Here is a 17,589-nt window from a genome sequence, read left to right on the forward strand (position 1 = left end):
GACGCCACCCGGAGCCGCCGTTTGTCGGTGGTCGCGGGATATTCGCGGGATGGAATCGCGGACGTTTCCGCAGGTCGCCCCCTGAAACGGCGACGGGCCCGGGACGGAACCCGGAGCCCTCGTACCGTACCCGTGCGTGCCAACTCGTCGAGCGCCTCGTCGATGCGCCGGTTCACCGTGGTGTCCTGGCCGTTGACGCACTTGGCGTAGACCCGCAGGAGGACAGCGATGCTGTGGCCGGCGAGCCGACCGCGTACTGAAGGCGTGGGCGGAAGTACTTAAGCACGACAGATTCCCCGTCGTTCCCGCCTCCGTAATTTGGTGGTCACAAGAGAGCACGACCACTGAGGAAGAGACATGAGTGACATGAACGAGTTGGTCCAGCGCTACCTCGGCGCGTGGAGCGAGACCGACGCCACCGTGCGGCAGGCCGTTCTGGCGGAGGTCTTCGCCGAGGACGCGGTGTACATCGACCCACTGGTCTCCGTTCAGGGCAGGGACGGGCTCGACGCCACCATCGCGGCGGTTCAGGGGCAGTTCGGCGGGCTGGTCTTCAGCCTCGGCGGCGGCGTGGACGCCCACCATGACATCGCGCGGTTCACCTGGCACCTGGGGCCTGAGGGCGGCGAGCCGGTCGTCATCGGCTTCGACGTCGCGGTGATCGGTGACGACGGCCGGATCAGCCAGGTGCTCGGCTTTCTCGACAAGGTGCCGGCCGGAGTCTGAACACCTCGGGCCGGACCGCTGGGCCGGTCCGCCCCGGTCGTCCATGAAACCAAGGAGGAACCATAACCGCCTATGTGATCGCGCATCTTCGTGACCCGGAGGAGCTCCACCCGGAGGTGCTGGAGTACATGGAGAGGATCCAGGCGACGCTGGACCCGTTCTCCGGCCGCTTCATCGTCCACGGGGGAGCGGTGGATGTCCGCGAGGGCCGGTGGCCCGGGAGCGTCGTCATGCTCGAGTTCCCGTCGGGGGAGAACGCGCGGGGCTGGTACGAGTCGGCCGCCTACCAGGCGATCCTGCCGCTGCGAGCGGACCATCTGGAGGGCGAGGTGATCCTCGTCGAAGGTGTCGGATCCGACCATGATTCGGCCGCGATGGCCGCCGAGCTCAGGAAGGGGCTCTGATGTTCTTCACCGCCCAGGACGGAATGCGTCTCGACTCCGAGGATTACCGTAAGGGCGCGCCCATCAGAAAGTAGGACTCACCCAGCAGCCGACCAGGTCGACCGCGAAACGGCGAAGGGCCCCAGGTCGGAAGCCGGGGCCCTCGTACCGTACCCGTGTCTACTCGTCGAGCGCCTCATGCCGGCTCGACGCTGACGGCTACCGACCCCTGCGCATGGCCCCGGCGGCGGACACCGGCCCGGGCGGGCCGGTCGCCCTACCCAGAACCGAGGCATTGCCCCGCCGCAGCACCGCAGCACGCCCGCCACGTCCGGAAGGTCGACCACCGTGCTCGGCCCGGACGGCCGCCCCGCACGGGGTGACCGGCCTGCTCATCGGCCGCACTGACCACGGTCTGGATCCCGGTACGGGTCGCCGGTCAGCCGCGTGTGTCGAGCGGGACGTGCAGCGAGAGGTGCGAGGACAGGGCGCGGAGGAAGTCCGGGGCGTCGAAGACCGCGCCCGCGGAGGCGACGCCGGTGGTCCTGGTCCGGCCGGTGAGGATGCGGTCGACGGCCTCCACCGCGAGTGGCGCGCTGATGGCGTAGATGTCCTGACCGGCGGCGACCACGCGGCGTTCCGTGCCGCCGGAGCGGACGAGGACGTCGACGACGAAGGTCTGCGCGGAGCGGCCGCGCTCGTCGACGGCGGTCGGTGCCGAGGCGTCAGGAGCGGACAGGTCCGCGGCCGCCTTGGCGGTCATGTAGGTGCGCACCTCCGGGACGGCCAGGTGGCTGGGAACAGTGACGACGTCGGCCATGCTGAACTCTCCGATGACGCTCTGGGGGCCGAGCGGAGGCGGGAAAGGCCACTCCAGGGTCGGCAGAGCGTCGTCGTGGTACTCCAGCCGTCCGCCGGTGTAGCGGACACGGCGGCCACCCCGTCGCTGCCCCGAGACCGCGCCCGCAGCGAGCGTTCCGGCGGTGGGGTGCCAACTGCTCAGGCCGTAGGCGATGTGCGCCTCGTCCGCCGCCGTCCAGTCGCCCATCGCGGTGGTGACCAACAGGTCGCCGAGGCCGCCGTAGAAGGCCATCGCCGGGACCACCACGGTGCCCGCGGCGCGGGCGCGCTCCGCGAAGTGCGCGAACGTGTCAAGGTTCGCCTCGATCTCGGCCGCCACGTCGACGTACGGGATGCCGGCGCGCAGCGCCGCCTCGACCAGCGGAGCGGCGGTCGTGGCGAAGGGCCCGGCGCAGTTGATCACGGCGGCCGCGCCGTTCAGCGCGCGGTCGAGCGAGGCTGGATCGTCGACCGACGCCTGCCGCGCCTCGAGCCCCGGTTGGGCCTGCGCCAGCGCCAGCAGCTTGTCCTGATCGCGGCCGAGGAGCAGCGGGACGTATCCGCGCTCGCGCAACTCCGCGACCACGAACCGCCCGGTGTGCCCGTAGGCGCCGAATACCGCCACGTTCCGACCCGATCCCATGCCTGCTCCCCCGTGCTCGAAGTGATCCACTGCGGAAATCCTGTCCTCGTTGGCCCGTCGGTGCCAGTGTCCGGAACGACACGACCCGTACAATTCCCGACATGAGCTCCTTCCCGCGCTCCGTCGCGGTCGCCGCTACCGACGGGATGCTGCACTTCGAGTTGGCTCTGGCCTACGAGGTCTTCGGCTCCGCCCCGGCCGTCCTGCCAGTCCCCTGGTACGACGTCAGGGTGTGCGGCACGCACGCGGTCCGGGTCGGCCGGTTCCTGCTGGAGCCCGACTGCGGGCTCGACCGGCTGGCGCACGCCGAAACCGTGATCGTCCCCGCCTTGGCGGACGTCGACGAGGCCCCGCCGGCCGACCTGGTCGAGGCGGTGCGCGCGGCCCACGAGTCAGGCGCGCGGGTGGTCTCCCTGTGCACGGGCGTGTTCGTGCTCGCCGCCGCCGGCCTGCTGGACGGGCTGCGCGCGACCACGCACTGGGCCCACACCGAGCAACTGGCCGCGCGCCATCCCCGGGTGAAGGTCGACCCGGACGTGCTCTACGTCGACAACGGCAGCGTGCTCACGTCTGCGGGCAAGGCCGCAGCGATGGACCTGTGCCTGCATCTGGTCCGCCGCGACCACGGCTCGGCGATCGCCAACGTGGTCGCCCGCCGCCTGGTCGTGCCGCCCCACCGGGCCGGTGGCCAGGCCCAGTTCGTCACCACACCGGTGCCCGCCCAGGACGGCCATCCCCTGGCTGAGCTGCTCCCCTGGGTGATGCGGCGGCTGGACCAGCCGCTCACCGTGGAGGACCTGGCCCGCCAGGCGGACATGAGCTCGCGCCACCTGTCCCGCCACTTCCGCTCGGTAACCGGCACCACCCCGCTGCAGTGGCTGCTGACGCAGCGGATCCGCCGCGCGCAGGAGCTGCTGGAGACCACGAACGACAGCGTCGACACCATCGCCTCGGCCGCGGGCATGGGCACGGCGACGACACTGCGCCGCCACTTCCACCGCACGATCGGCGTACCGCCGGACGCCTACCGCCGGACGTTCCGGGCGTGAGCAAGGGCGACCCGGAACTGGCCCGCGTTGAGGTCGCGCCGTTCCTCAAGGCCGCCGAGAACGCCTTCCCTCGCTGGGTGCGAGCCCAGACCTACATCCGCAACACGGTGGTCTTCGCCGGCTCCGCCATCGCCCTGGTCGCAGTCTCCTTCTGACAACCCCTCCTGATGACCAGGGCCTTCGCAGCGATGCCGTCGCCGCGAAGGCCCTGGTCACGTGGCGGTCTCGATCCGATCGTTCCTGGCATCATCGCCGCGCTGCGCCCGTGATATGCGCGGTCCTCGTCGTAGCCGGATCCCCGGTGAACGAGCCGGGCGACGACGTGGCGTTGCACGGCATTGAACGGAGCCCTGCGCAGGTCAGCGGAGGAGCAAGCCGGGAGTCCGTGGCGCACTGTAAATCCGCCGGCTCAGCGCCAGCCTGCCCGGCTCGGGCTTGGCGCACCCACAACCGCAGCGTCTCCCGGTTGACGCCCAGTCACATCGTCGTCCAGGGGAGTGTCAGTACTGCGAGAACCCCGACTGCCCCAAGACGACGTTCGTCAAGCAAGGTCGCGGGGCTGACGGTCCGCTACCAGCGGCGCACTTCCGCGCCTACGGACGCCAGGCGACGGGCGCTGCAGCGGAATGCCGTCGTGTGGCGAAACAGGTGACCAGACCGGTCAGGAATCGAGAAGCGCACGTCACGGAGCCGCGCATAGCCTCATCGCCATGATTTCCATCAAATCCGTCACCCTTGAGGCGGCCGACCCCACGGCCGCCAACCGCTTTTACACGACCGCTTTCGGGTTGGGCACTCAGGTGCGCCTGCGGGCCTCGGAGGCACCGACGACCGGCTTCCGCGGGTTCACGATGTCGCTCACGGTGTCCCAGCCCGCCACCGTCAAGGGCCTCATCGACGCCGCCCTCGACGCCGGCGCCTCGCTCCTGAAGCCGGTCGCGAAGTCGTTCTGGGGCTACGGCGGGGTCGTACGAGCCCCGGACGGGACGATCTGGAAGGTCGCGACCTCGGCGAAGAAGGACACCGGCCCGGCCACCCGGCAGATCGACGAGATCGTGCTCCTGCTGGGAGTCGCGGACGTGGCCGCGAGCAAGCGGTTCTACGTTGACCGCGGCCTCGCCGTGGCGAAGAGCTTCGGCCGTAAGTATGTCGAGTTCGCCACTCCGTCGAGTCCCGTCAAGCTGGCGCTCTACGGGCGCCGGGCCCTTGCCAAGGACGCCGGCGTCTCTCCCGACGGCACCGGATCGCACCGGCTCATGATTGGCAGCGATGTCGGGCCCTTCACCGACCCGGACGGGTTCGCGTGGGAGACCGCATCGGAGACCGCATCGCTTTGAGCCGGGTGGCGCGGCACAACCACACCACAGCCTGACGCGCTCGCACCGGCTTCAGCCGACTGCGGGCCCGGCCACGACACCGGGCTCGGCACCGCAGCGGCTACCTCGGCAGGTAACCCGGCTGCTCGCGGACATCGATAAGCGGACATCGATAAAAGGAGTTCTCTCATGTGTCACCCCTCGTGGGGCCGTGCACTCACCGCGGCGCAGCGCCAGAGCGACCTCGCACGGCTGCGCCGCGTCCGCGACCGGATCGACCGGGAGTACGCGCGGCCGCTGGATGTCGAGGCGCTCGCTCGCGGAGTGCACATGTCGGCCGGGCACCTCAGCCGCCAGTTCCGGCTTGCCTACGGCGAGTCGCCGTACGCCTATCTGATGACACGGCGCATTGAACGTGCGATGGCGCTGCTGCGTCGTGGCGACCTCAGTGTCACCGAGGTGTGTTTCGCGGTCGGCTGCTCGTCGCTGGGTACCTTCAGCACGCGCTTCACCGAGCTGGTCGGTGTGCCGCCCAGCGCCTACCGGCGCCAGACCACGGGCGCTGCGGCGGGGATTCCATCGTGTGTGGCGAAACAGGTGACCAGGCCGATCAGGGGTCGAGAAGCGCGAGTCGCGGAGCCGCAACTAGCCTGATTGTCATGGGCATCACCATCCACACGAGCGTCCTCCCGCACGACGACCCGGACGCCTCCCTGGCCTTCTACCGCGACATTCTCGGCTTCGAGGTCCGGGGCGACGTCGGAAGCGGCAAGATGCGCTGGATCACGGTCGGCCCCGCCGACCAGCCCGGCACGTCCATCCTCTTGGCGCCGCCGGCCGCCGACCCTGGGATCACCGACGACGAGCGCCGCACCATCGCCGAGATGATGGCCAAGGGCACCTACGGCTGGATTCTGCTGGCCACCGCCGACCTCAACGGCACCTTCGACAAGGTGCAGGCCGGCGGAGCCGAGGTCGTCCAGGAGCCGACCGAGCAGCCTTACGGGGTTCGCGACTGCGCCTTCCGCGACCCTGCGGGCAACATGATCCGCATCCAGGAGCTGCGCTGAGCCGTCCGGTAATCGCAGACTCGACTCACAGCTGGGACGCGCGGTTCCCGCTGATGGTCGAGGCCTTCGAAGGGAACAAGGCCGAGACGACCACCGTAGAAGCCGGAACCAACCCCAGGAGGGAGGAGGGTTGCGATGACCGCACAACCGCTGGAATACCGGACGGGCAGCGTGCCCATGCCGGACAAGAGTCTGCGTGCCATCCGGGCCGCCCTCGTTGTGCCGCAGGACCGTGAGGCGTTCGATGCCGGGCTTAAGGCCGTGCTGGACGAGGTCCGGGTGAGTTTGGATCTCGGCGTGCTGAACGATTTCGTGCACCGCTGGTGGATCACGGCCTGTGACTCGGTGAAAGATCCCGAGGGGCGCCGTCAGATGCATGCCCTCGCCGAACAGATCCGCTCTGGGGAGACGGTCCCCCGGGGACGGTCATGGCGGGATATCCTCGCCGAGCGCGAGGTCTACCTGATCCGCGTGGCGTGGCTCTGATCCATCATCCGGGACCCTGAGAACAGGCGCGGTCGGTCACGATGCCGCCTCGCGGTCCGATGAACAGGCGGCCATTGGGGCCGGCGGCGCTGGAACGCTGGGCACCGACTCCGAGATCCGGCGCGTGTGCGCGGCCGTGTTACGAGGCTGGGAGCTGCTGGTCTACGTACGACAAGCTGCTGCACTCGGGCCTGCACGCCGAAGACGCCCGAGACTTGGTGACCACTTCGGCGCCCTGGAAGGTGCCGAAATGGTCGCCCAGGTCCACCGCCGCGAAGAGCCTCTGTGGGCGGCGGTCGGTAGCTGGCGCTCGTACGAAACGACTCCGTCCGTGGCCTAGCTGGAGATGTCCTTTCCGAGGAACTGGAGAACGCGCGCGTTGTACTCGGCGGGCTTCTCGGCCGGTACGAGATGACCGGCGCCTTCGATGAAGGCCGCTTCAGAGCCCTTGGAAAGCGAGGCTCCGATCGCGGCAAGGTCGGCCTCATCCAAGACGACGCTCATGTCCTCGGTGCCATGGAGGTACAACGTCGGCTGGGTGGGAAGCTCGCCCCAGAGCGCGGCATGCTCGCTGTTCCATGCCGGCGTCCCCATGTGCTTCGGGCCGAAGTTCATCCGGTAGAGGTCGAGTGCCGCCCGTAGCCTGGCGGGTTCGCCGATGGCCTTCTTGGTCGCCTCAAAATCCTCGGTGACGTCGTAGGCGGGTGCGCTCCACTTCTCCTGCAGAACCTGACGCAGGTAGGCCATGTCGTCGGCGGCCACGATCTGCTCGGCCATGTCCATCTGGAAGAACCAGAAGTGGTTCAACCTTTCGATTCCCTTATAGGTGCTGGCGTAGCCGCCGAAGAACTCCAGTGGCGGAACGTCGCTGACCACCACCTTCGACCATCGTTGTGGTGCCACGTTCGCCGCGGCCCAGGTGGTGGCGGCGCCCCAGTCGTGACCGATGATGACCGCGTCGCCGTCGCCGCCCAGTACCTCGTGCAGGCTGTTGGCGTCGGCGACGAGATCGGCGAGGAGCATGCTGCCGTCCGCGGGGAGTGCGGACGGCGCGAACCCTCGAATGTTCGGAGCAACAGCCCGGTATCCGGCTGCGGCGAGCGCCGGCATCAGATGCCGGTAGGTCGCCTCGCCGGACTCAGGGAAGCCGTGCAGCAGCAGCGCCAGCGGCCCATCGCCCTCCTCGACGTAGGCGAGGTCTATGCCGTTGGCAACAACGTGCCCGTGTTTCATTGTGCGATCTCCTTGCAGGTCAGGCCGTTTGAGGTGGGCCCATGGATTCAGGCCCCGGCCGAAGCACCTCCGATGCTGCCCCCTTGCTTAATACTCCACAAGTACCTACTATTTTCTCAGGTACTGACCTATTGGTAAGTATGGGGGATCGATGAAGAAGCTGGGCTACACGTGCGGGCTCGACGCCGCCATCGACGTCGTGGGAGGCAAATGGAAAGCGCTGATCCTGTGGGAGCTCCACGACGAACCCCGGCGATTCGGAGAGCTGCGGCGATCGGTGGTGGGCATCAGCGAGAAGATGCTGATCCAGCAGCTCCGGGAGATGGAGCACTGCGGCCTGGTGCACCGTGAGGTCTACTACGAGGTTCCACCCAAGGTGGAGTACTCACTTACCGAGTTCGGCCAGTCGCTCAACACGGCCCTCCTCCCTCTCGGCGACTGGGGCGAGAAGCACATGAGGACCATCGAGGCCATCCCCCGTCCCTAAATGATCGATTCCAAGGGATTGCCTGCGCGTATGGGACGAGGGAGTCCAACGCCGGTGTGTGATGACAGGAGGACACCAGCAGCTCGGCCGTGACGGCCGTGCGTCACAGCGGCCCCGTCACCTTCAACTTGTCGCGCCGGCTGACCGGAATCCGGCCCGTCTGGCGCAGAGGGTTAGCGGCAGCGCCAGGCGACGTCGTGGTGGCCGTTGCCCATGGCCATATCAGCTGGCGTAAGCCCGTTCAATGTTCGGGCCGCTGGATCCGCACCCGCGTCCAGCAGCAAACGGGCTGAGCGCATGTCGCCGTACGCTGCCGCGAAATGCAAAGCGGTCCAGCCATGGGAGTTCAACGGTTGCCGCACATCGGCGCCCAACTCCACCAAGACAGGCAACATTGTGCGAAGATCGCCGCCAGCGACCAGGCAGTACAGCAACGGCCTACGGCCGCCGGTCGTCCCGTCAAGGCGCCCCCCGTACTCGACCAAAACCCGTAGAGCACCGCTGCTACAGCGGGACACTGCAGTCTCCATGAACGGGATGTCATCATCGTCGACCCCGTTCGGATCAGCACCACCGGCAAGGAGCCTGCGCACGGTGTCGGCATCGTCGTCGTACACCGCCCACCCCAGTACTTCAGCGACCTCATCCACAACAGGAGTGTCTACACCCGCAGCCGCGACCCGTGGGTCACGCGCCCTCCGACAGATGGAATCGAGCCTGGCCACGCAGGCGGCAGCGCCCGGCAGAGCGGCATACCGTTGGCGTAGCCCTTGTTGCATCAGCCCGTGAGGTGCGGATGAGCCTGGAATCACCCCGATCCCGGTACCAGCAGGTCGCAGACGACCTGCGGGATGGGATCAAGCGCGGCGACTACCCGCCCGACCTCCCTCGCCATTCCGTCAGCGTCGGCGGCGCGGTGATCCGAGAGGACGGACGTGTACTGGCGATCAAGCGCCGTGACAACGGGGCGTGGGTCCAACCGGGCGGTGTCGTCGAGCTCGATGAGGATCCTCGCGACGCCGTCCGGCACGAGCTCCAGGGGGGGTGACCTTGCGATGGGATGTCTCGCGTGAACCCGGTTTCCCGCACCCATGGGAAGCAGGCTCTCAACTCCTCTACCGTGTGGTGCACACCCAGGTGATCCAGCGGCCGCCGCCTGCGTTGGATATGGCGTTCTTCTGAGCTGCGGTCCGTGTGGCACCACGACCGCCCCAGTACTTGTTGGTGCGGGAGTTGTATGCGATGGCGCCGCAGCTGTTGACGAATACCGTGAGAACCTTGCAGCTGGAGCGGGCGCACTCATTCAATGCTCGCCGTCTGGCTGCGGCCGCAGTGCTGTAGTCCCAGGCTTTGCCGAGCCTGCCATCGCGTGCCACGGCAATGGCTCCGTAGTGTTGCGGTGGCGGTGAGTACGTGTCGGGCGGAGAATACGGCGTGTAGCTGGGTGCCGGCGGCGGGCTGTAGCTGGGCGGCGTTGGGATGTCCGACACCGTGGGCCCCGCGGCCGCCGACTTGCCCCCCGAGGCGCCGACGAACGCCCACCCTACGACGGCGCCGCCGCCGATCAGCAGCACGAAGACCACGACGATGATGACGATGATGACCGTCGCGTTGTTATTGTTCGGCCGCTGCGGGCCGGGCGGTCCCCATCCCGGCTGCCCGGGCGGCATCGGTGGTCCGGGTGGGCCGGGCGGAGGCCCGTACGCGGGCGGCTGGCCGCCGTACGGCGGTTGCGGGGGTTGCACAGTTGACCCACCTCCCCCAGATACGTCAATGTCCGGAAGATCGTAGCGGTTGCACCATCACTAAGAAGCAGAACTAGGACGTCATTTCCGGTAGATCGGTTCCGGGCCTGTGGGCCCGAAACCTCAGTCAGATCCAGGTCACATCGGTCACTGTGATGATCTCAGCGGCGTCGTCGAAGGCATAGGTGACGAGGTCGCTGCCGCCGAACACGGCTCGCCGGACTTGTGGGCCACTGGTCGGGAAGGTGCGAAGGGGATCTTCCGGCTGCTCTGACACGCTGCTCATCGTGGCCACGAGCGCGTCCAACGCCTCGCCCCGGCACCGGGTGAGATCCAGGGCGCGAGCGCGTTGACCAGTGCGACCGTGCGATCGCCGGGTTGAGCGGCATATCGCCGGGTTGAGGGGCATTTGCCCAATGTTCGACTGCGCGCCCTTCCAAGGCAAACCGCGATCTCTAGGTTCCTTTTGCTGTTAGCAAAGCTAAGGGAGACCGACATGGACAGGAGCCCCGCAGTCCGGGGTCGCGGGATCAAAAAATCCTTCGGTGATGTGGTCGCACTCGACGGCGTCGACCTCGACGTGGCGAGCGGGCAGGTCCACGGCCTGATCGGCCCGAACGGCGCGGGCAAGACGACGCTCCTCGGCCTGCTGTTGGGCCTGGCGGTCGCGGACAGCGGCCGTCTCGAGATCCTGGGTACGACGGTCGGGCGGACGCTCGCCGTCCCCGACGGCGTCGCGGGCTTCGTGGACGGGCCCGGGCTCTATCCGTCGCTCACCGCGCGGCAGAACCTCTCGGCCCTGGCATCACTGCGCGGGTACGACACCGGTCGCACCGCGAGTGTCGACGACGCACTGGAGCAGGTCGGGCTCACTGACGTCGCCGACGACCGCATCCGGGGATTCTCGCTCGGCATGCGCCAGCGGCTTGGGCTGGCCGCCGCGCTGCTCACCACACCGCGACTGCTCGTGCTCGATGAGCCGTCCAACGGTCTGGACCCTGCCGGCAAGCGCCACGTGCACCGCGTCATCACCAGGCTCGCCGCGGACGGGACCGCGGTGGTCCTCTCCAGCCACCGGATGGACGACCTCGCCGCGCTGTGCTCCGAGGTCACCGTCCTCGCCACCGGGCGGGTCGTCTTCTCCGGACCGGTGAGCAAGCTCGCCGCCGAGAGCGGCGAGCTCGACTACCGGCTGCGTACCTCTGACCCGGCAGCCGCCCACCAGGTGGCGCTGGACACGCCAGGGCTCCGCGTCACGCCCGGTCGCGACCGCGTCGAGCAGCCGGACACCGACGCACTTGTGGTCCGCGGGCCGGTGCCGGCCCTCGACGAGCTGGTGGTTCGGCTGGTGCGGGCCGACGTGGCGGTGCGAGAGCTGGCGCCTGTGGTGGCGCCGCTCGAGGCCGCGTTCCTGGCCCTGACCGGGGCCGGGCAGACCGACGAGGAGGATCTGTGATGACCGCGACCGTCGCACCACCCCAGGCCGGGGTCCGGCCGGCGCCGGTGCTGCGTGGCTACCGGTTCGAGCTGGTCAAACAGCTCTCCCAGTGGCGGATCCGCCTGCTGCTGCTCGCCTGTTGGATCGCTCCAGCGGCCGCCGTGGCCGTGGTGAGCCTGCAGAGTACGCTGCCCACCGACACGGTCTTCGGCCGCTCGATGCACGCGACCGGCTGGGCGGGGTCGCTGGTCGTGCTGGGCTTCTCCTGCAGCTGGGTGCTCCCGCTGCTGACGGCGCTGGTCGCCGGCGACGTCTTCGCGGCCGAGGACCGGCTGGGCACCTGGCGCCATCTCCTCGTGGCGGTCCGCTCGCCGAGGCGGATCTTCGTGGCGAAGGGCCTCGCCAGCCTCACCGTGCTCCTGCTGCTGGTGGCCGGGCTGGCCGGATCGAGCATCGCCGGCGGCCTGGCCGCGGTCGGCAACCGACCGCTCGTCGGCCTGGACGGCCATCTCCTCGCCCCGGCGGACGCGGGCGGCGCCGTCCTGCTCGCGTGGGCCTGCGTGCTGGCGGCGACGCTCGCGTTCGCCGCGGTCGGCCTCCTCGGCTCGGTGGCCCTGGGCCGCTCCCCGATGGGGCTGCTGATGCCCGCGGTCCTCGCCTTCGTGCTGCAGCTCGCGCAGCTGCTCCCGCTGCCGGTGGCCGTGCGGCTGGCCCTGCCGAGCCACGCCTTCCTCGCCTGGCGCGGGCTCTTCACCAGCCCGGCGCAGGCGGGCCCCCTCCTCATCGGCCTCGCGGTGAGCCTGGTGTGGGCGGTCATCGCCACCGCGTTGGCCTATCGCCTGTTCCTGCGCCGCGACTTCACCGACCTGACATACGACGGGTCTGGTCGGCGTGTCCTCGTGGCGGGGGCGCTACCGCTGGCCGGTCTGGTCGCCCTCACCGCGGTGGTGGTCACCGGCGCGACCTCGGCTGAGGGCTCCGGGATCGAGCGGGCCAAGCTGCAGGACTCGCTCGCCACGTCGTTCGCCCACCTCTACCGGCTGCAGACGTGGGAGCTCCATCGCCCCGACGTCACCGAGGCCCAGCTACAGGCCACCGCGTCCTGCGACAAGGGCGGCTCCCGGGTCCTCGACCAGGGACCGGGCAACGACTGGCGGTGTGTCGTGTCCTGGCACCTCCCCGGCACGACCGCCGTGGGCAACGCCATCTACCAGCTCGACGTCACCGCAGACGGGCGGTACGTCGCCGACGGAGACGGACCGAAGGAGGTGAACGGCTACTTCCAGGTGCGCACCCCGACTGGGGACGCGCCCAACCCCCTGTGGCAGTTCGACGGGAACGTCGACCTGCTCGCAAGCACGAAGGATTGAATGATGCAAGTCACGCGCCAGCGCGTCGCGAAGGTCCATCTCGGGCTCTTCGGTCGACTCACCGGCCGCCGGGTCCGCATGGTGGCGGCCGGCACCGCAGCTCTCGCCATCGCCAGCGGGGGCATCGCCTACGCCTCCACCGAGGTGTTCGGCACCAACCAGGTCGGCTCCACCTACGAGGACGGTCTGCAGCTCGCCAGCGACCAGATCATCAAGCCGATCGGTGACCGCCTGCTCGTCGACAACGGCAAACTGCTCGCCTCGACGGTCAGCCCGGACGGCCGCTTCCTCGCAGCGCTCACCAACGACCGGTCGATCGCTTTGACCATCGTCGACCTGAAGAACTACAAGGTGCTGCAGCAGGCCGGGACCGCCTCGACCGCCGGTGTGTTGCGCATCTCCAACAACAACGTCGGGCAGGAGGGGCCGGCCTACTCTCCGGACGGCAAGACCCTGTGGATGCCGCAGATCGACGGCTTCAACCGCTTCCCGGTGAACGCCGACGGCACCCTCAGCGCACCGACCTTCATCACCATCGCCGCGCAGGGCTCGAAGAGGGCGCTGCCGGCCCAGGCGGTCTTCTCCGCTGACGGCAAGACCGTGTACGCCGCCGTCAACGGCCAGAACCGCGTCGTGGCGATGGACGCCGCGACCGGCGCGATCCAGCAGAACTGGACCGTGGGCACCGCGCCGCGTGGTCTGGCGCTGGTCGGCAACAAGCTCTACGTCAGCAACGAGGGCGGCCGCCCGGCCAAGCCCGGCGAGACGACGATGAACTCCTACGGCACCCAGGTGCCGGCCAACCCGGTCACGGGTGCGACGACCACTGGCACCGTGAGCGTGATCAACATTGCCGACCCGGCCGCTTCGGTCGCCTCTATCGATGTCGGTCTGCACCCGACCGCGATGCACGCCGCCCGTGGCGCGCTCTTCGTCACCGACACCTTCGACGACCAGGTCTCGGTCATCGACACTTCCAAGGACAAGGTCGTTCAGACGATCGCCACCCGGCCGTGGCCGCAGGCCACGGTCGGCTACGCCCCGAACGGTGTGACCCTGACCGAGGACGGCCACCTGCTGGTCACCCTCGGCCGGGCGAACGCGGTCGCCGTCTACCGCTACACCAAGCCGCAGGAGCCGGTCAGCTACGTCGGCCTGCTCCCGATGGACTACTACCCGGAGGAGGTGACCACCGTCGGCGACGACGTGGTCGTCACCAACCTCCGCGGCATCGGCGAGCGCGGCCCGACACGCACGATCGACAAGGGGACCGGCACCACGCCGGCCACGGGCCACAACACCCACGACTCGACCGGCTCGCTGCTTCGGTTCAAGCTGCCGGCCGACAAGGTGATCGCCAAGTCCACGGCCACGGTCTTCGCGCAGAACGGCTGGGGCAACAACGACGTCAAGCAGGCCGAGGGCAACTCCGCGCACGCCGTGCCGGTCCCGAAGCGCCTCGGTGACCCGTCGACCATCAAGCACGTCTTCCTGCTGGTCAAGGAGAACCGCACCTACGACCAGCTGTTCGGCGACGACCCGCGCGGCAACGGCGACCCGTCGCTGGCGCAGTTCGGTGAGAGGGTCACCCCGAACCAGCACGCTCTCGCGCGTCAGTTCGGTCTCTACGACAACACCTACTCCACCGGCACCAACTCCGCCGAGGGCCACAACTGGCTGATGCAGGCCGACAACCCGGAGTACACCGAGTCCAGCGCGGGCTTGTACCAGCGCAGCTATGACACCGAGGACGACGCGCTGGGCCACCAGCGCTCCGGCTTCCTGTGGACCGGTGCCCAGGCCGCCGGCAAGACCGCTCGCAACTTCGGTGAGTTCACCCAGTTCTTGACCAAGCCGGCCGGCTCGTCGTGGCAGAAGTTCTACTGCGACACCCGGAACATGGAGGCGACCGGTCAGGACACCACCATGAAGACGGACACCCAGTCGCCGATCCCGTCGCTCAACGACATCACGGTGCACGAATACCCGAAGTACGACGTCAACATCCCGGACATCTACCGGCACGAGATCTGGAAGCGTGACTTCAAGGCCAACGGGCCGGCCAACCTCAACATGTTCTGGCTCTCCAGCGACCACACCGGTGGGGCGCCGAACTCGATCGCCCAGGTCGCCGACAACGACCTGGCCGTCGGCAAGATCGTCGACACCATCTCGCACAGCAAGTACTGGAAGGACTCCGCGATCTTCGTGATCGAGGACGACACCCAGAACGGCGTCGACCACGTCGACGGCGCGCGCGGCCCGGTGCAGATCATCAGCCCCTGGGCCCAGCGCGGCACCGTGGACAGCAACTACTACACGCAGATCACCATGATCCGCACCATCGAGCAGATCCTCGGGATCCAGCCGATGAACCAGAAGGACAGCGCGGCCACCCCGATGAGCCGGGCCTTCACCAACAAGCCCGACTACACGCCGTTCAAGGCGGTGCCCAACAAGGTCCCGCTCACCGACGGCCTGGCCACCCCGCCCGCCTGCGGCAACGACACCCCGGCCGGCGCCTCGGCGGCGCAGACCGCGGCGTCGAAGGTGCCCGCTGACAAGCAGGACATCGCCAATGCCTGGGCCGCCTGGCAGAAGAACCAGCGCATGAGCGGGCCGAACGCGGTCGCGGACTACGCCCCACCCGTGCTCATGGACCACTTCACCTGGTACCAGGCGCACAACTGGAACACGCCCTACCCGGGTGAGAGCAAGATCTTCACCCCGGCCGAGGTGCCCGGTGGCTACCTGCCGGCGCGGGAGACCGACGGCTGACCTCCGCACAACTCACACGACGGCTCGCCGGGGATCCCGGCGGGCCGTCCGCCGATCAGCGACTTGTTCCACTGCTCGCCGCCGACCACCTGCGGATCACACCCCCCGGAGCGTCTGCCTCACTCTCGGCCCGCTCACGCTCAACGCGCCCGAAGGCCGCTGGGTGTGGGACGACGGAGGTTACCTGCATTTTCTGATCGATGAGGACGCACTGCGGGCCGGTGACGTCTTCCAGGCACGGGTCGAGCTGTCCACCGAACACCACTGAGCCATCACGTCGTTCATCAAAGCGAACGTGCTGTCACAGCGTCTGACCTGGGCTTTTGTGGTTGTGGCTCGCGATGTCCTCCCCCTCAGGGGGGAGGGCTCGGTCGCAAGATTCGTGTTGGCTGGTGACATGGTTTCCACCGCTTCCGCTGCTTCCGCAACCGATCGTCCCCAAGCTCCTGCGCGGCCCGGCATCGGCGTCACCGTGATAGGACGTCTGGCGGCCCTGTCCTGCATCGGGTTCGCGGTCGTCAACGTCGTCTTCGAGATGACCGACCGCTTCGCCGACGGCCCCTACGCCGAGTACGCCTCTGGGATCGCCGTGATGAACTGGCTTGTCGTCGGGCTGAAGGCGATGGGGGCGGCCGTGGCACTGTTGTCGGTCGCCGAGCGCCCGAGGTTCGTTCCGCCGGCGCGTCTGGGCGTGTTGTTGTGGGGAGCGTTTGCGATGCTCGGCGTGTACGCCCTGGGCAGCGTGGTGCAAGCGGTCGGCATGGCCGCGGGCCTGACGGGAACGGCCGACCAGATCGACGTGGCCGGAGTCGGTTACGTGCTCTTTTTCCTGTTGCTTGCAGCCGGTTACGGTGTCCTGGCGATCTCTTACTCGCGGCGCTTCGGGCTCCGGAAAGGCGTCGCCCTCCTCGGCGTGCTCGGCGCACCCGTGGTCCTAGGCCTGATCCTGCTGGCCGTACCGACGCTGCTGGCCGCCCTCGGCCTCATGCCTGCGCTCTGACTCTCCGTCGCCGACCAGGGACCGGAGAGCGTCACCTCAGGCGCTTAAGGTCCACGTGCTCCAGCTCGGTGATGATGCGGTCGGCGCGGCTGTGCAGCCGCTGGGCCTCGCGCGGCTCGATGTGGGCCAGGAGCTGGAGCGCCATCACGCGGAAGCGAAGCAGGCCGGCATCGCCGGCCTGCTCGGCGGCGGCACGGGCGTGGTGGATCGCGCGGTCGCGGTCGCCGAGCTTCCAGTGGCAGTACGCCAGCCCGTGATCGCGCCGGAACAGCGCAAAGGCAACGGGGCTGCGGACGTTGATGGATCGATACAGCCGTGCCGCCGGCAACAGGCGCGGCTGCGGCCCGGCGTGGATCAGGTGATACGCGCGCTGATCGGCCCAGCGCGCGTGATAGCAGTCCCGCTCGCCGCCGGGTGGCAGCCGCGCGATCTGCGCCTGCGCCCGCGCGAGTGCCTCGTCGGCGTGGACCGCCTGACCGGCGTCCGTCTCCAGCCGGGCCTCAAGCAGTGCGGACTCGACCTGCGCGGCCACGGCCACGTGCGTCGTGTCGGCGGCATGCACCAACCGCAGCCGGGCATCTTGGGGGTTGCGTCGGCGCAGCGCGACCGAGGCCAGGCCGAGGTGGATCCAGCATGCGGTGGGCGACTCGGCGATCGGCGGCCGGTCCCACAGCCACAGCTGTGCCTCGCGCAGCGACAGCGGCAGGTCCGCGAAGCGGCCGTGGTACTGCCCCATCCAGCGCGCGGTGTCTTCGAGCGGTTGCGGCACGCCGAAGTAGCGCAGCAGCCAGCGCCCGTACTGCCCGCCGGACGCGTTGCCCCGGCTCTTGAGGCGGCGCAGCCCGCGTTCGATCGTTCCCGGATCAACCGGCAGCCCCACCCACGGCCCGGCGCGCCGCATGAGCGTGTGGGTCAGCGCGGTCCACCCGCCGTGCTCGCCGGTCAGGTGTTCGAGGTAGCGCTGCCAGGTGCAGCCCATCGGGGAGGTGTCGCTCACTGCCATGTCCGCAATCGTGTCCTACCGT

20 protein-coding genes are annotated in these 17,589 nt (G+C 68.9%); 14 read left to right on the plus strand and 6 right to left on the minus strand.

Features of this window, described 5'->3' with window-relative positions; translation table 11 throughout:
- Positions 1–357: 357 nt before the first annotated feature.
- The gene (locus HKK74_RS02975) at positions 358–726 is read left to right on the plus strand and encodes a nuclear transport factor 2 family protein (RefSeq protein ID WP_187241450.1); all 369 of its coding nucleotides are present in this window, start codon (positions 358–360) and stop codon (positions 724–726) included.
- Between the two features lie 74 nt (positions 727–800).
- Complete coding sequence (locus tag HKK74_RS02980; protein WP_312881206.1) at positions 801–1,130, plus strand: DUF1330 domain-containing protein; 330 nt, start codon at positions 801–803, stop codon at positions 1,128–1,130.
- A gap of 418 nt (positions 1,131–1,548) precedes the next feature.
- Here the strand turns inward: HKK74_RS02980 and HKK74_RS02985 are convergent, their stop codons facing one another.
- On the minus strand, positions 1,549–2,592 hold the full coding sequence (locus HKK74_RS02985) for a saccharopine dehydrogenase family protein (RefSeq protein ID WP_187241452.1): 1,044 nt from the start codon (positions 2,590–2,592) through the stop codon (positions 1,549–1,551).
- A 101-nt stretch (positions 2,593–2,693) separates the two neighbouring features.
- On the opposite strand from HKK74_RS02985, the gene HKK74_RS02990 reads away from it, so the two are divergent.
- The 6 genes from HKK74_RS02990 to HKK74_RS03015 all read left to right on the plus strand — a co-directional run bounded on the left by HKK74_RS02990 (position 2,694) and on the right by HKK74_RS03015 (position 6,513).
- On the plus strand, positions 2,694–3,641 hold the full coding sequence (locus HKK74_RS02990) for a helix-turn-helix domain-containing protein (protein ID WP_187241454.1): 948 nt from the start codon (positions 2,694–2,696) through the stop codon (positions 3,639–3,641).
- Entirely contained in the window at positions 3,638–3,796 is a 159-nt protein-coding gene (locus HKK74_RS02995) for a hypothetical protein (protein WP_187241456.1), read from the plus strand. The genes HKK74_RS02990 and HKK74_RS02995 overlap by 4 nt, the downstream gene beginning before the upstream one ends.
- Positions 3,797–4,351: 555 nt before the next feature.
- Positions 4,352–4,978, plus strand: a complete 627-nt coding sequence (locus HKK74_RS03000; RefSeq protein WP_187241457.1) for a VOC family protein — start codon at positions 4,352–4,354, stop codon at positions 4,976–4,978.
- A 168-nt stretch (positions 4,979–5,146) separates the two neighbouring features.
- Positions 5,147–5,611, plus strand: a complete 465-nt coding sequence (locus HKK74_RS03005; RefSeq protein WP_187241460.1) for a helix-turn-helix transcriptional regulator — start codon at positions 5,147–5,149, stop codon at positions 5,609–5,611.
- A 5-nt stretch (positions 5,612–5,616) separates the two neighbouring features.
- The gene (locus HKK74_RS03010) at positions 5,617–6,027 is read left to right on the plus strand and encodes a VOC family protein (RefSeq protein ID WP_187241462.1); all 411 of its coding nucleotides are present in this window, start codon (positions 5,617–5,619) and stop codon (positions 6,025–6,027) included.
- A 135-nt stretch (positions 6,028–6,162) separates the two neighbouring features.
- Positions 6,163–6,513 (plus strand): DUF6247 family protein, encoded by a 351-nt coding sequence (locus HKK74_RS03015; RefSeq protein ID WP_187241463.1) that lies wholly within the window; start codon positions 6,163–6,165, stop codon positions 6,511–6,513.
- A gap of 336 nt (positions 6,514–6,849) precedes the next feature.
- On the opposite strand, the gene HKK74_RS03020 is transcribed toward HKK74_RS03015, so the two are convergent.
- Positions 6,850–7,746, minus strand: a complete 897-nt coding sequence (locus HKK74_RS03020) for an alpha/beta fold hydrolase (RefSeq protein WP_187241465.1) — start codon at positions 7,744–7,746, stop codon at positions 6,850–6,852.
- A 151-nt stretch (positions 7,747–7,897) separates the two neighbouring features.
- Here HKK74_RS03020 and HKK74_RS03025 point away from each other — a divergent pair, with 151 nt between their 5' ends.
- Complete coding sequence (locus tag HKK74_RS03025) at positions 7,898–8,233, plus strand: winged helix-turn-helix transcriptional regulator (RefSeq protein WP_187241467.1); 336 nt, start codon at positions 7,898–7,900, stop codon at positions 8,231–8,233.
- A gap of 173 nt (positions 8,234–8,406) precedes the next feature.
- On the opposite strand, the gene HKK74_RS41250 is transcribed toward HKK74_RS03025, so the two are convergent.
- Positions 8,407–8,883: an ankyrin repeat domain-containing protein gene (locus HKK74_RS41250; protein WP_187241468.1), complete on the minus strand. Its 477-nt coding sequence runs from the start codon at positions 8,881–8,883 to the stop codon at positions 8,407–8,409.
- Positions 8,884–9,029: 146 nt separating this feature from the next.
- Between HKK74_RS41250 and HKK74_RS03035 the strand changes: the two genes are divergently transcribed.
- Entirely contained in the window at positions 9,030–9,281 is a 252-nt protein-coding gene (locus tag HKK74_RS03035) for an NUDIX hydrolase (RefSeq protein ID WP_187241470.1), read from the plus strand.
- 67 nt (positions 9,282–9,348) lie between these two features.
- Here the strand turns inward: HKK74_RS03035 and HKK74_RS03040 are convergent, their stop codons facing one another.
- A complete protein-coding gene (locus tag HKK74_RS03040; protein WP_187241471.1) occupies positions 9,349–9,903 on the minus strand; it encodes a DUF4189 domain-containing protein in 555 nt (184 codons plus the stop codon).
- Positions 9,904–10,105: 202 nt separating this feature from the next.
- Entirely contained in the window at positions 10,106–10,255 is a 150-nt protein-coding gene (locus HKK74_RS03045; RefSeq protein WP_187241473.1) for a hypothetical protein, read from the minus strand.
- 219 nt (positions 10,256–10,474) lie between these two features.
- Here HKK74_RS03045 and HKK74_RS03050 point away from each other — a divergent pair, with 219 nt between their 5' ends.
- From HKK74_RS03050 to HKK74_RS03065, 4 genes are all read left to right on the plus strand, one after another.
- Complete coding sequence (locus tag HKK74_RS03050) at positions 10,475–11,434, plus strand: ABC transporter ATP-binding protein (protein ID WP_187241475.1); 960 nt, start codon at positions 10,475–10,477, stop codon at positions 11,432–11,434.
- Positions 11,434–12,786: an ABC-2 transporter permease family protein gene (locus tag HKK74_RS03055; RefSeq protein WP_187241476.1), complete on the plus strand. Its 1,353-nt coding sequence runs from the start codon at positions 11,434–11,436 to the stop codon at positions 12,784–12,786. The genes HKK74_RS03050 and HKK74_RS03055 overlap by 1 nt, the downstream gene beginning before the upstream one ends.
- 3 nt (positions 12,787–12,789) lie before the next feature.
- Complete coding sequence (locus HKK74_RS03060) at positions 12,790–15,564, plus strand: alkaline phosphatase family protein (RefSeq protein WP_187241928.1); 2,775 nt, start codon at positions 12,790–12,792, stop codon at positions 15,562–15,564.
- 397 nt (positions 15,565–15,961) lie between these two features.
- Complete coding sequence (locus HKK74_RS03065; RefSeq protein ID WP_187241478.1) at positions 15,962–16,564, plus strand: hypothetical protein; 603 nt, start codon at positions 15,962–15,964, stop codon at positions 16,562–16,564.
- A gap of 31 nt (positions 16,565–16,595) precedes the next feature.
- On the opposite strand, the gene HKK74_RS03070 is transcribed toward HKK74_RS03065, so the two are convergent.
- Positions 16,596–17,567, minus strand: coding sequence for a hypothetical protein (locus HKK74_RS03070; protein ID WP_187241480.1), 972 nt, complete (start codon positions 17,565–17,567; stop codon positions 16,596–16,598).
- Positions 17,568–17,589 lie beyond the last annotated feature (22 nt).

The sequence above is a fragment of the Actinomadura alba genome, from assembly GCF_014323705.1.
Lineage (GTDB): Bacteria > Actinomycetota > Actinomycetes > Streptosporangiales > Streptosporangiaceae > Actinomadura_C > Actinomadura_C alba.